Annotated in this window: 10 protein-coding genes; 9 read left to right on the top strand and 1 reads right to left on the bottom strand. The window is 71.0% G+C overall.

Features of this window, described 5'->3' with window-relative positions; genetic code table 11:
- Window positions 1-6: 6 nt before the first annotated feature.
- From betA to Pme01_RS17290, 5 genes are all read left to right on the top strand, one after another.
- Window positions 7-1,671: a choline dehydrogenase gene (betA, locus tag Pme01_RS17310; RefSeq protein ID WP_168116055.1), complete on the top strand. Its 1,665-nt coding sequence runs from the start codon at window positions 7-9 to the stop codon at window positions 1,669-1,671.
- A 105-nt stretch (window positions 1,672-1,776) separates the two neighbouring features.
- Entirely contained in the window at window positions 1,777-3,246 is a 1,470-nt protein-coding gene (locus Pme01_RS17305; protein WP_168116054.1) for an aldehyde dehydrogenase family protein, read from the top strand.
- Window positions 3,247-3,303: 57 nt separating this feature from the next.
- Window positions 3,304-4,398 (top strand): quaternary amine ABC transporter ATP-binding protein, encoded by a 1,095-nt coding sequence (locus Pme01_RS17300; protein WP_168116053.1) that lies wholly within the window; start codon window positions 3,304-3,306, stop codon window positions 4,396-4,398.
- A complete protein-coding gene (locus Pme01_RS17295) occupies window positions 4,398-6,407 on the top strand; it encodes an ABC transporter permease (protein WP_168116052.1) in 2,010 nt (669 codons plus the stop codon). The genes Pme01_RS17300 and Pme01_RS17295 overlap by 1 nt, the downstream gene beginning before the upstream one ends.
- 72 nt (window positions 6,408-6,479) lie before the next feature.
- Complete coding sequence (locus Pme01_RS17290) at window positions 6,480-7,463, top strand: ABC transporter substrate-binding protein (protein WP_168116051.1); 984 nt, start codon at window positions 6,480-6,482, stop codon at window positions 7,461-7,463.
- 55 nt (window positions 7,464-7,518) lie between these two features.
- Here Pme01_RS17290 and Pme01_RS17285 read toward each other — a convergent pair whose 3' ends face one another.
- Window positions 7,519-8,013 (bottom strand): YciE/YciF ferroxidase family protein, encoded by a 495-nt coding sequence (locus tag Pme01_RS17285; protein ID WP_168116050.1) that lies wholly within the window; start codon window positions 8,011-8,013, stop codon window positions 7,519-7,521.
- Between the two features lie 339 nt (window positions 8,014-8,352).
- On the opposite strand from Pme01_RS17285, the gene Pme01_RS17280 reads away from it, so the two are divergent.
- The 4 genes from Pme01_RS17280 to Pme01_RS17260 are packed head-to-tail and all read left to right on the top strand — an operon-like array spanning window position 8,353 to window position 13,296.
- Window positions 8,353-9,579 carry a sarcosine oxidase subunit beta family protein gene (locus tag Pme01_RS17280; RefSeq protein WP_168116049.1) on the top strand — a complete coding sequence of 409 codons (1,227 nt, stop codon included), beginning with the start codon at window positions 8,353-8,355 and terminating at the stop codon, window positions 9,577-9,579.
- 27 nt (window positions 9,580-9,606) lie between these two features.
- Window positions 9,607-9,885, top strand: a complete 279-nt coding sequence (locus tag Pme01_RS17275) for a sarcosine oxidase subunit delta (RefSeq protein ID WP_168116048.1) — start codon at window positions 9,607-9,609, stop codon at window positions 9,883-9,885.
- Window positions 9,882-12,695 carry a 2Fe-2S iron-sulfur cluster-binding protein gene (locus Pme01_RS31085; protein ID WP_168116047.1) on the top strand — a complete coding sequence of 938 codons (2,814 nt, stop codon included), beginning with the start codon at window positions 9,882-9,884 and terminating at the stop codon, window positions 12,693-12,695. The genes Pme01_RS17275 and Pme01_RS31085 overlap by 4 nt, the downstream gene beginning before the upstream one ends.
- Complete coding sequence (locus Pme01_RS17260) at window positions 12,688-13,296, top strand: sarcosine oxidase subunit gamma (RefSeq protein ID WP_168116046.1); 609 nt, start codon at window positions 12,688-12,690, stop codon at window positions 13,294-13,296. The genes Pme01_RS31085 and Pme01_RS17260 overlap by 8 nt, the downstream gene beginning before the upstream one ends.
- Window positions 13,297-13,381 lie beyond the last annotated feature (85 nt).

The raw sequence follows: 13,381 nt of genomic DNA, 5'->3' as shown, positions 1-13,381 counted from the left end.
GTTCACATGACGTCACAGCGGTACGACTTCATCATCGTCGGCGGCGGCTCCGCCGGTAGCGCGCTGGCCAACCGGCTGTCGGCCGACCCGTCCAACCGGGTCCTGGTACTGGAGGCGGGGCGCGCCGACTACCCGTGGGACGTCTTCATCCACATGCCGGCGGCGCTGACGTTCCCCATCGGCAGCCGGTTCTACGACTGGAAGTACGAGTCCGAGCCCGAGCCGTACATGCACAACCGGCGCATCTACCACGCCCGGGGCAAGGTACTCGGCGGTTCGAGCAGCATCAACGGGATGATCTTCCAGCGGGGCAACCCGATGGACTTCGAGCGGTGGGGCGCCGACCCGGGCATGCAGACCTGGGACTACGCCCACTGCCTGCCGTACTTCAACAAGATGGAGAACTGCCTCGCGGCCGACCCGGACGATCCGTTCCGCGGCCACGACGGCCCGCTGGTACTGGAGCGCGGCCCCGCCACCAACCCGCTGTTCGGCGCCATGATGGAGGCCGCGAAGCAGGCCGGGTACCCGCTGACCACGGACGTCAACGGCGAGCAGCAGGAGGGCTTCGCCCCGTTCGACCGCAACGTCCGCAACGGGCGGCGGCTGTCGGCGGCCCGGGCGTACCTGCACCCGGCGATGAAGCGGCCCAACCTGGAGGTGCGTACCCGGTCCTTCGTCAGCCGGGTGCTCTTCGAGGGCCGGCGCGCGACCGGCGTCGAGTACACCAAGGGCGGCTCCCGCACGCCCCGCCGGGTGTACGCGGGCGAGGTCATCCTCTGCGGCGGCGCCATCAACACGCCGCAGATCCTGCAGCTGTCCGGGGTGGGCAACGCCGCCGAGCTGCGCGCGCTGGACATCGACCCGGTGCACCACCTCCCCGGCGTCGGCGAGAACCTGCAGGACCACCTGGAGGTGTACGTCCAGTACGCCTGCACCCAGCCGGTGTCGATGCAGCCGTACCTGGCGAAGTGGCGCGCCCCGTGGATCGGCGCGCAGTGGCTGTTCCTGCGCAAGGGGCCCGGGGCCACCAACCACTTCGAGGCGGGCGGCTTCGCGCGCAGCAACGACGACGTGGCGTACCCGAACCTGATGTTCCACTTCCTGCCGATCGCGGTCCGCTACGACGGGTCGGCCCCGTCCGGCGGGCACGGGTACCAGGTCCACGTGGGTCCGATGTACTCCGACGCCCGCGGCTCGGTGAAGATCAAGAGCCGGGACCCGCGGGTACACCCGGCACTGCGCTTCAACTACCTCTCCACCGAGCAGGACCGTCGGGAGTGGGTGGAGGCGATCCGGGTCTCCCGCGCCATCCTCAACCAGCCCGCGCTGGACGCCTTCAACGGCGGCGAGATCTCGCCCGGCCCGTCGGTCGCGACCGACGAGGAGGTCCTCGACTGGGTGGCGAGGGAGGGCGAGACGGCGCTGCACCCGTCCTGTACCGCGAAGATGGGCACCGACGAGCTGTCCGTGGTGGACCCGACGAGCATGCGGGTCCACGGCCTGGAAGGGCTGCGGGTGGTCGACGCCTCGGTGATGCCGTACGTCACGAACGGCAACATCTACGCCCCGGTGATGATGGTGGCAGAGAAGGCCGCCGACCTGATCCTCGGCAACACCCCGCTGGCGCCGTCGTCCGTCCAGTTCTATCGCCACGGACGGGGTCGCTGACCGGGCGAAATATGGGCCCACCCTTGACGCCGCTCCGCCCGACAGGGGAGGGTGATGTTTCTCATCGAGCGGGGCGATGCGCATAACGCAACTTGGAGCCTTTCTGTGAAGCAACTGTTCGTCGGAGGAGAGTGGCGCGAGCCGGTGAACGGCGGCCAGCGGGACATCCGCTGCCCCGCCGACGGCAGCCTCGTCGCCACCGTCGCCGAGGCCACCCGCGAGGACACCGTGGCCGCGATCGCCGCGGCCCGGCGCGCGTTCGACGAAGGGCCGTGGCCGGCGACCCCGGCGCGTGAGCGCGGCGCGCTGCTGTACCGCGTCGCCGAGCTGATCGAACGCGACAAGGACGAGCTCGCCCGCGCGGAGTCGCTCGACACCGGCAAGCGCCTGGTCGAGAGCGAATACGACATGGCCGACGTGGCCGCCTGTTTCAGGTACTACGCGGGCATCGCCGGTACCGACAGCGGGCGGGTCATCGACACCGGCCGCGCCGACGCCATCAGCCGGGTGGTCCACGAGCCGCTCGGCGTGTGCGGGCTCATCACACCCTGGAACTATCCGCTGCTCCAGACCTCGTGGAAGGTCGCGCCGGCGCTCGCCGCCGGCAACACCTTCGTCCTCAAGCCCAGCGAGCTGACGCCGTCGACCGCGATTCTGCTGATGCGGCTGCTGGACGAGGCCGGGCTGCCGGCCGGTACCGCCAACCTCGTCCTCGGCGCGGGCGCCGAGGTCGGCGCGCCGCTGGCCGAGCACCCGGACGTCGACCTGGTGTCGTTCACCGGCGGGCTGGCCACCGGGCGCGGCATCATGGGGGCCGCCGCCGCGACGGTGAAGCGGGTCGCCCTCGAACTCGGCGGAAAGAACCCCAACATCGTCTTCGCCGACGCCGACTTCGACACCGCCGTCGATTTCGCGCTCACCGCGATTTTCCTGCACTCCGGCCAGGTCTGCTCGGCCGGCGCCCGGCTCGTGGTGGAGGAGTCCATCCACGACGCGTTCGTCGATGCCGTGGTGGCCCGCGCCGAGCGGATCCGCCTCGGCGGCCCGTTCGACGGCGAGGCCGAGACCGGCCCGCTGATCTCGGAGGCGCACCGGTCCAAGGTGGAGGCGTACGTCGCGGCCGGCGTCGCCGAGGGCGCGGTGCTGCGCTGCGGCGGCCGCCGCCCCGACGACCCCCCGCTCGCCGGCGGCTTCTATTACCGTCCGACTGTGCTCGACAACTGTCACGCCGGCATGACCGTGGTCCGCGACGAGTCCTTCGGTCCGGTCCTCACCGTGGAGACGTTCATCGACGAAGATGACGCGGTGCGCATCGGCAACGACACCGACTACGGCCTGGCCGGGGCGGTCTGGACCAGCGACGCCGGCAAGGCGCAGCGGGTCGCGGGGCGGCTGCGCCACGGCACGGTCTGGATCAACGACTACCACCCGTACGTACCCCAGGCGGAGTGGGGCGGTTTCAAGCAGTCCGGTATCGGCCGCGAACTCGGCCCGACCGGGCTGGACGAGTACCGCGAGACCAAGCACATCTGGCAGAACATCGACCCCCGCCCCCAGCACTGGTTCCGCGGCTGAGCGGTGCCGGACGCGACCGTCGAGCCGGACAGAAGCCGCCCGCAGAAAAGAGGCCTCATGAGTACTGAGACGGCGGCGCCACCGCGCCAGCAGCCGACCGACGGCCGCTCCCCCGTCATCTCGGTCCGGGAGCTGTGGAAGGTGTTCGGCCCCAAGGCCGACCAGGTGCCCCGCTCGCCGGAGCTGGCCGCGCTGTCCCGGCGCGAGCTGATGGAGCGGGCCCGGTGCACCGCCGCGGTACGCGAGGTGTCGTTCGACGTGGCGCCCGGCGAGGTGTTCGTCGTGATGGGGCTGTCCGGCTCGGGCAAGTCCACGCTGGTACGGTGCCTGACCCGGCTCGTCGAGCCGACCGCCGGTGAGGTGGTCTTCGAGGGCGAGGACATCCTGCACGCCGACAAGAAGCGGCTGCGGGAACTGCGCCGGCACAAGTTCTCCATGGTCTTCCAGCACTTCGGGCTGCTGCCGTACCGGCGGGTCGTCGACAACGTCTCGTACGGGCTGGAGATCCGTGGTACCGGCCGCGCCGAGCGCATCCGCCGCGCCATGGAGGTCATCGAGCTGGTGGGCCTCGGCGGGTACGAGAACTCGTACCCCGACCAGCTCTCCGGTGGCATGCAGCAGCGGGTCGGGCTGGCCCGGGCGCTCGCCGGCGACCCGGACGTGCTCTTCTTCGACGAGCCGTTCTCCGCCCTCGACCCGCTGATCCGCCGCGACATGCAGAACGAGGTCATCCGGCTGCACCACGAGGTCGGCAAGACGATGGTGTTCATCACCCACGACCTGTCCGAGGCGCTCAAGCTGGGCGACCGGATCCTCATCATGCGGGACGGCCGGATGGTGCAGTGCGGTACCGGTGACGAGCTGGTCGGCGCGCCCGCCGACGACTACGTGCGCGACTTCGTCCGCGACGTACCCCGCTCGCACGTCCTCACGCTGCGCTGGATCATGCGCGCCCCGCGCCCGGACGACGTGCTCGACGGCCCGGAGCTGGGCCCGGACGTGGTGGTCCGCGACGCCACCCGGGTGGTGCTCGCCGCCGAGAAGCCGGTGAAGGTCGTCGCCGACGGGAAGCTGCTGGGGATCGTCGGGGACGAGGAGATCCTCGCCATCGTGGCCGGCACGGAGCCCGCCGGTAGCGAGGCCGGCGCCTGATGACCGTCACGACAACCACCCCCGCCGCGTCCGCGTCCGCGGGCGCGGTCACGCCGAGCCGCCCACGCCGGCCGCTCAACCGGCCCCTGGCCGTGGCCGGCGTCCTCGCGGCCTGGGTCCTCGCCTGGCTGGTGCTGCGCGGGCGGGACACCCTGCACCTGTCCGGCGCCTCGCTGACGCCGCTGCACCGCTGGATCAACCAGGTCAACGACAGCGTGGGTGCGAGCCGCAACTCCAGCCCGCTCTTCCTGTACTTCTTCAATGAGATCCGGCTCGCCATCGACACCCTGGTCCACTTCATCCAGGGTCTGATCGCGCAGCCCTCGTTCGACCGGCCGTTGCCGGTCCTGGGCTGGCTCGGCGTGGTCGCGCTCGTCGCGTACGCCGCCTGGGCCGTCGGCAACTGGCGGGTCGCGCTGCTCGCCGCGGGCGGGCTCGTCTTCTTCGGACTGCAGGGGCTGTGGCAGGAGAGCATGGACACTCTCGCCCTGACCCTGTCGGCGGTCCTCGTGTCGCTGCTGTTCGGCATCCCGCTGGGGATCCTGGCCGGCCTGTCCGACCGGTTCCACCGGCTGGTCACGCCGGTGCTGGACTTCATGCAGACGATGCCGACCTTCGTCTACCTCGCCCCGCTCGCCCTGCTGTTCTCGATCGGGCCGGCCTCGGCCACGATCGCGACCCTGATCTACGCGGCGCCGCCGACGATCCGCCTCACCGCGCACGGCATCCGGTCGGTGCCCGAGACCCCGCTCGAGGCCACCGAATCGCTCGGCGCGACCCGCTGGCAGACGCTGACGAAGGTCCTGTTGCCGCTGTCGAAGCGCACGATCGTCCTGGGCGTCAACCAGACCATCATGGCCGCGCTGTCGATGGTGACGATCGCGGCCCTCATCGACGCGCCGGGCCTGGGCAAGACGGTCGTCAAGGCGCTGCAGACCCTCGACGTCGGCACCGCCTTCAACGCGGGGCTCGCGATCGTGGTCATGGCCATCGTGCTGGACCGGGTCACCACGGCGGCGAGCGCCCGGGCCGAGGAGGGCCGCCGGCACTCCGGCGGCCGCGCCGAGCGGTTGCGCCGCCCGCTGCTGGCCGGCTTCGGTGTACTCGCGCTGGCCTGCGCGTACCTGTCGTACACGTACGTGTGGGCGGCCGAGTTCTCGCTCAGGGGCGACGTCGGCAGCTACGTGGCCCGGGCCGCCTCCGCGTTCACCGACTGGGCGCAGGGCGACGTCGCTGGCGTCACCGGAGCGATCAAGGACGGCGTCACGGTCGGGCTGCTCAACCCGTTGCAGACGTTCATGACCGAGTCGCCGTGGTGGCTGGTGGCGACGGTGGCCGTGGCGCTGGCCGTGCTGCTCGGCAGCGTCCGCGCCGCCGTCACCACCGCAGTCTGCCTGGGCCTGCTCGTCGGCACCGGGCTCTGGCAGGACAGCATGATCACCCTCGCCATGACGATCGTCGCGACGCTGCTGGTGATGGCGCTCGGAATTGTGCTCGGGGTCTGGATGGGGCGCAGCGACCGGGCGGACCGGGTGATCCGCCCGGTCCTGGACGGCGCCCAGACGATGCCGGCCTTCGTCTACCTGCTGCCGTTCCTGGCCCTGTTCTCCAGCGGCCGGTTCACGGCGATCCTGGCGGCGGTGGTGTTCGCGGCGCCGGTCTCAACCAAGATCGTCGCCGACGGCGTACGGGGCGTCTCCGCGACGACCGTGGAGGCCGCGACGGCGGCCGGCTCCAACACCTGGCAACTGATCACCAAGGTCCAGCTGCCGATGTCGCGGCGGTCGCTGACCCTCGCGGCCAACCAGGGGCTCATCTACGTACTGTCCATGGTGGTCGTCGGCGGCCTCGTCGGCGGCGGCGCGCTCGGCTACGACGTGGTCGCCGGCTTCTCCCAGTCCCAGCTGTACGGCAAGGGGCTGGCGGCCGGCTTGGCGATCGTGCTGCTCGGCATCATGCTCGACCGGATCGCTCGCGCCGCGGCGGAGCGGTCGGGTGGGCCCAGGTGACCTGTTTCGGCTCGACATTGCTTCAGCCCGACCATCCCCACAGAGGACCCGTCTCCCCCGGAGGACCAGAGTATGAGACCTACCATCAGTAAGGCCGGGAAACTCGCCGGCGTCGCGTTCGCCACCGCGGTGGCCCTCGCCGTCACCGGCTGCGGTGGCGCCAAGGTCGGCGACACGGCCGGCGCCGGGTCGGGTTCCGGCGGCAAGTGCGGCAACTTCAACATCGCCATCAACCCCTGGGTCGGGTACGAGGCGAACGCGGCCGTCATCGCGTACGTCGCCGAGACCGAGCTCAAGTGCAAGGTGACCAAGAAGGACCTCAAGGAGGAGGTCGCCTGGCAGGGCTTCGGTACCGGTGAGGTCGACGCCATCGTGGAGAACTGGGGCCACGACGACCTCAAGAAGAAGTACATCGACGACCAGAAGACCGCGGTCGACGCCGGCTCGACCGGGGTCAACGGCGTCATCGGCTGGTACGTGCCGCCGTGGATGGCCAAGCAGTACCCGGACATCACCGACTGGAAGAACCTCAACAAGTACGCCGACCTGTTCAAGACGTCGGAGTCCGGCGGCAAGGGCCAGATCCTCGACGGCGACCCGTCCTTCGTCACCAACGACGAGGCGCTGGTCAAGAACCTCAACCTGAACTACAAGGTGGTCTACGCCGGCAGCGAGCCCGCACTGATCCAGGCGTTCCGCCAGGCGGAGGCGAAGAAGACGCCGCTGATCGGGTACTTCTACGACCCGCAGTGGTTCATGAGCGAGGTCAAGCTGGTCAAGGTGAACCTGCCCGAGTACACCGCGGGCTGCGACGCGGACGCGGAGAAGATCGCCTGCGACTACCCGAAGTACGACCTGAACAAGCTCGTGAGCAAGAAGTTCGCCGACTCGGGCAGCCCGGCGTACCAGCTGGTCAAGAACTTCGCCTGGACCAACGCCGACCAGAACACGGTGGCCAAGTACATCGCCCAGGACAAGATGTCCCCGGACGCCGCCGCGAAGAAGTGGGTGGAGGCCAACAAGGACAAGGTCAAGGCCTGGCTGCCCAAGGGCTGACGGTAGCCGCGAGGGCGCGCGCACGGTCCGCGCGCCCCTCGCGGATCATGGCCACCTAGGCGGTGGCCATGATCCGCCGGCTTATCCCGTGGCTGAGGCGCTCCATCCGGCCGGCGCTCTCCGCGTTCATGACCAGGTTGGTCCGGAGAGCCTGGGTACACGCGGCCGGGCCCCTCAGTACCGACGTGTCGAGCAGTGCCCTGTAACTGCCGATGCCGAAGTGGGACAGCTTCAGCGCACAGCCGAACGTGTACATGTCCACCGTCACCGGTGACGGGTCCTGGCTCAGGAACCGCTGGTAATCCGCGTGCAACCCGTCGACCACCACGCTGGGGCCGCCCCTCGGCCGGGTGCCCAGCGCGTGGAAGCACAGCTCCAGATTCTCGATCCGCCGCTGGCACTCCCGGTGCTCGACCCTCAGGACCTGCTGCAGGTTGACATCCCGGATCTGATCGGCCATGTCCGCCAGCAACAGGGCGCTCCCCGTCTCCTCGTCGCGCATGCCGGCCAGCTCGTAGACGAACAGGTCGTCCAGGCTCGCGATCGCCATGAGCCCCTCCCGATCACCGCGAACGGCGTGCCGAAGGGGGTGGACTACCCGCGCGAGGGCTTCGTAGTCGGCCGGACCTGCCCGGCACCCGTGCTTTCCGGTCAGCGCGCCGGGCGCCGCGGACCGCGTGACGGCGCTCCGCGCCCACCTCGCCCGATGGGTGGGATGGCGCCTACGACGCGGCGAAATCGGACCTTGACACGGGGCAACCGCCAGCGCAGGCTAGTTGCGAATAGCGATAGCTGTTGCGTATTCAGAGACATAGAAGTCTCGAGACGTAGAAGTTTCGAACCGTGTCTCTGAATACGCAACAGAAACAACGGAGACGGAAGGACGCCGATGGCCGGACCCGGTAGCGATCTGCCCGACCACCCGGACTACCTCTGGCGTAATCCCGAACCGAGGCGCAGCTACGACGTCGTCATCGTCGGCGGCGGCGGCCACGGCCTGGCGACCGCCTACTACCTCGCGAAGAACCACGGCATCACCAACGTGGCCGTGCTCGAACGCGGCTGGCTGGCCGGCGGCAACATGGCCCGCAACACCACGATCATCCGGTCGAACTACCTGTGGGACGAGAGCGCCGGCATCTACGAGCACGCGCTCAAGCTGTGGGAGGGGCTCGAGGAGGATCTCGACTACCCGATCCTGTTCAGCCAGCGCGGCGTGCTCAACCTCGCGCACAGCCTCCAGGACGTGCGCGACAGCGTACGCCGGGTGGAGGCCAACCGGCTCAACGGCGTCGACGCCCAGTGGCTCGACCCGCAGCAGGTCAAAGAGGTCTGCCCGATCGTCAACACCTCCCCCGACGTGCGCTACCCGGTGCTCGGCGGCACGTACCAGCCGCGCGCCGGCATCGCCAAGCACGACTACGTCGCCTGGGGCTTCGCCCGGGCCGCCGACGCGCTGGGCGTGGACCTGATCCAGCACTGCGAGGTGACCGGCCTCGACATCACCGACGGCAAAATCACCGGGGTACAGACGACGCGCGGCCGGATAGCGGCCGGCAGGGTGGCGCTGTCGGCCGCCGGCCACACCTCGGTGGTCGCCGCGATGGCCGGCATCGACCTGCCGCTGCAGAGCCACCCGCTGCAGGCGCTCGTCTCCGAACTGCTCGAGCCGGTACACCCGACGGTCGTCATGTCCAACGCCGTCCACGTGTACGTGAGCCAGGCGCACAAGGGCGAACTGGTGATGGGCGCCGGCATCGACAGCTACAACGGGTACGGGCAGCGCGGCGCGTTCCACATCATCGAGCGTCAGATGTCGGCGGCGCTGGAGTTGTTCCCGGCCTTCGCCCGCGCCCACGTGCTGCGGACCTGGGGCGGCATCGTCGACGTCACGCCCGACGCCTCGCCCATCGTCGGGCTCACCCCGGTGGACGACCTGTACCTCAACTGCGGCTGGGGTACCGGCGGCTTCAAGGCCACCCCCGGCGTCGGCTGGTGCTACGCGCACACCATCGCCACCGGCGAGCCCCACCCCCTCAACGCCCCGTTCAGCCTCGACCGCTTCACCACCGGCGCGCTCGTCGACGAGCACGGCGCGGCCGCCGTTGCTCACTGAGCGCGCGAGAACAAGGAGCCCGCGACGATGATGCTCATCCCCTGCCCCTGGTGCGGCCCCCGGGAGGAGGCCGAGTTCCACTACGGCGGCCAGGCCCACGTGGCCTACCCTTCCGACCCCGCCGCGCTGTCCGACGAGGAGTGGGCGCGGTTCCTGTTCTTCCGCGACAACCCCAAGGGCCCCTTCGCGGAGCGGTGGAACCACTCGGCGAGCTGCCGGCGGTGGTTCAACGTCGTCCGTGACACCGTGACCAACGAGATCCTGGCCGTGTACAAGGTCGGCGCGCCGAGGCCGGTGCTGGCATGACGCAGCAGGAGTTCCGGACCGTCCAGGGTGGACGAATCGACCGCGACCGGCCGCTGCGCTTCCGCTTCGACGGCCGCGACTACACCGGGTACGCCGGGGACACGCTCGCCTCGGCGCTGCTCGCCAACGGCGTGCACCGCACCTCGACGAGCATCAAGCTGGGCCGCCCGCGTGGCATCTTCGCGGCCGGCGCCGAGGAGCCCAACGCCCTGGTACAGGTCGAGGCACCGTTCCCGGAGCCGATGCTGACCGCGACGACCGTCGAACTGTACGACGGGCTCGTCGCACGCGGCCTCGGCGGTCAGGGGCGGCTGGCCACCGACCCGGACCCGGCCCGGTACGACGCCGTGCACACCCACTGCGACGTCCTGGTCGTCGGCGCCGGCCCGGCCGGGCTCGCCGCCGCCTCTGTGGCCGCCGCCTCCGGCGCCCGGGTGGTCGTGGTCGACGATCGCTCGGAGCCGGGCGGCAGCCTGCTCGGCACGAGGGAAGCCAAGGCCCTGGACTGGGTCGCGTCGGTCGCCGCCGACCTGCACGCCAACCCCGAGGTACGGCTGCTCACCCGTACCTCCGCCTTCGGGTACTACGACGACAACTACGTCGTGGCGGTCGAGCGGCGCACCAACCACCTCGGCGCCTCGGCGCCCGCGCACCTGTCCCGCGAACGGATCTGGCGGATCCGGGCCCGCCGCGTCGTGCTCGCCACGGGCGCGCACGAGCGCTCCCTGGCGTTCGACGACAACGACCGGCCCGGCATCATGCTCGCCGGCGCCGCCCGCACCTACGTCAACCGGTACGGGGTCCTGCCCGGCCGCCGCGCGGTCGTGCTCACCACCAACGACAGCGCGTACGCGGCCGCGCTCGACCTGCTCGACGCCGGCGTCGCGATCGCGGTGATCGCCGACCTCCGCCCCAGCGTCAGTCCGTTGTGGACGGAGCGCCTCGCGGATCGCGGCGTGGAGGTGCTCGCCGGGTACGGCGTCGAGCGGGTCGTCGGCGAGGAGCGGGTCTCCTCGGTGGTTCTGGCCGGTGGCCGCGAGTTCGAGGCGGACCTGCTGCTCGTCTCCGGCGGTTGGAACCCGGTCGGCGCCCTGTACAGCCAGGCCGGCGGCAAGCTGCGCTACGACGCCGACCTCGGCTCATTCGTACCGGACGGCTGCCGCGAGGCGGTGGCGGTCGCCGGCTCGGCCAACGGCACGTACGGCCTGGCCGGCTGCCTCGCCGAGGGTACCGGGGCCGGGCGGGCCGCGGTCGAGGCGACCGGATTCGCGGCGGGCACCGGCCGGGAGCTGCCGGCCGCCGACGAGTCGCCGGTCACGCCCCCGGCGCACACCTGGGTCCTCCCCGGCGACGAGACGGTCCAGTTCGTGGACCTGCAGCGCGACGTGACCGTCGCGGAGATCCGGCGCGCCACCGGTACCGGCATGCGCTCGGTGGAGCACGTCAAGCGGTACACCACCGCCGGGACCGCGCACGACCAGGGCAAGACCTCCGGCGTACTGACCAGTGGGGTGGTCGCGCACCTGCTCGGCGTCGACGTCGGTGACCTGGGTACGACCACGTTCCGGCCCCCGTACGCGCCGGTCAGCTTCGCGGCGCTCGCCGGCCGCGACCGGGGCGCGCTGCACGACCCGATCCGGGTGACCGCCCTGCACGCCTGGCACCAGGCCAACGGCGCGCTCTTCGAGAACGTCGGCCAGTGGCAGCGGCCCTGGTACTACCCGCGCGACGGCGAGGACCTGCACGCCGCGGTGCTGCGCGAGTGCCGGGCCGCCCGCGAGGGCGTGGCGACGATGGACGCCTCCACCCTCGGCAAGATCGACGTACAGGGGCCGGACGCGGCCGTCCTGCTCGACCGGCTGTACACGAACCTGATGAGCAGCCTGAAGGTGGGCTCGATCCGGTACGGCGTGATGTGCCGCCCGGACGGCATGATCTTCGACGACGGTACCGTGATCCGCCTGGCCGAAGACCGCTTCCTGGTCACCACCACGACCGGCAACGCGGCGGGAGTCCTGGACTGGATGGAGGACTTCCTCCAGACCGAGTGGCCGGACCTGCGCGTGCACTGCACCTCGGTGACCGAGCAGTGGGCGACCATTGCCCTGGTCGGGCCGCGCTCCCGGGAGGTGCTCGGTACGCTCGCGCCGGACCTCGCCGTCGACAACGACAGCTTCCCGTTCATGACCTGGCGCGACACCACGGTCGCCGGGCTCGCCGCCCGGGTCTGCCGGATCAGCTTCTCCGGCGAACTGGCCTACGAGCTGAACGTCAACTGGTGGGACGCGCTCGCGCTGTGGGAGGCGGTGCTCGCCGCCGGCGCGCCGCTCGGCATCACGACGTACGGCACCGAGACCATGCACGTGCTGCGCGCCGAGAAGGGGTACCCGATCATCGGGCAGGACACCGACGGCACGGTCACGCCGCAGGACCTCGGCATGGACTGGATCGTGTCGAAGAAGAAGCCCGACTTCATCGGCAAGCGGTCGTTCGCCCGCGCCGACACCGGCCGCCCCGACCGCAAGCACCTGGTCGGCCTGCTGCCCGACGACGGCGAGACGCTGCTGCCCGAGGGCGCGCACCTGGTGGAGATGGAGAGTCTTCCCGAACCCCCGGTGCCGATGCTCGGGCACGTCACCTCCAGCTACCACAGCGCGGCGCTGGGCCGCCCGTTCGCGCTCGCCTTGATCAAGGGCGGCCGGGACCGGATCGGCCAGCGGGTGTACGCCCCGCTCGGGGACGTCCTCGTACCGGTGACGATCACCGGCCCTGTTCTGTACGACCCGGAGGGGAAGCGGCGCGATGGCTGAGCAGACGATGATCCGGCGAAGCCCCTTGGCCCCGGCCGCGGACCGCCTCGCCGGGGTCGGGTCGGCCACCGGCGGGGCGGTGACGCTGGCCGAGGTGCCGTTCCTGACGCAGCTCAACCTGAGGCTGGACCCGACGGGCCCGGCCGCCGAAGCGGTCGCCGCCGAACTCGGGGTGGCACTGCCCACCGGGCCGGGGAGCGCCAGCGCGGGTGAGGTGACCGTGCTCTGGCTCGGCCCGGACGAGTGGCTGGTCGTGGGCGCACCCGGTACCGAGGGTGAGCTGGAGGCGCGGCTGCGGTCGGCCGTCGGCGACGCGCACGCATCCGTTGTGGACGTGTCGGCGCAGCGCACGACCCTGCTGCTCGGCGGCGCACGCGCCCGGGACCTGCTCGCCCTCGGCTGCGCCCTGGACCTGCACCCCCGGTCGTTCGGTACCGGCGACTGCGCCCAGACGCTGCTCGCCCGCGCACAGGTGGTGCTGGTCGGGCGGGAGGCCGGGGAGTTCTGGCTGCTGGTACGCGCCTCGTTCGCGGCCTACCTCGTCGACTGGCTCGTCGACGCGAGCACCGAGTTCACGAGCACCGAGCTCACGGCCGGCTGACGGTCTGCACAAACGCCGCGCGGCGGGTCCCCGGTCGGGGGCCCGCCGCGCGGTCGTATGCGACACGTCAGTCGCGTTCGATTCA

The organism is Planosporangium mesophilum (assembly GCF_016863255.1).
In the GTDB taxonomy this organism is placed as follows: Bacteria; Actinomycetota; Actinomycetes; order Mycobacteriales; family Micromonosporaceae; genus Planosporangium; species Planosporangium mesophilum.
Note: the sequence above shows the minus strand (reverse complement) of the source record. Positions and strands in the feature narration are given on the sequence as shown.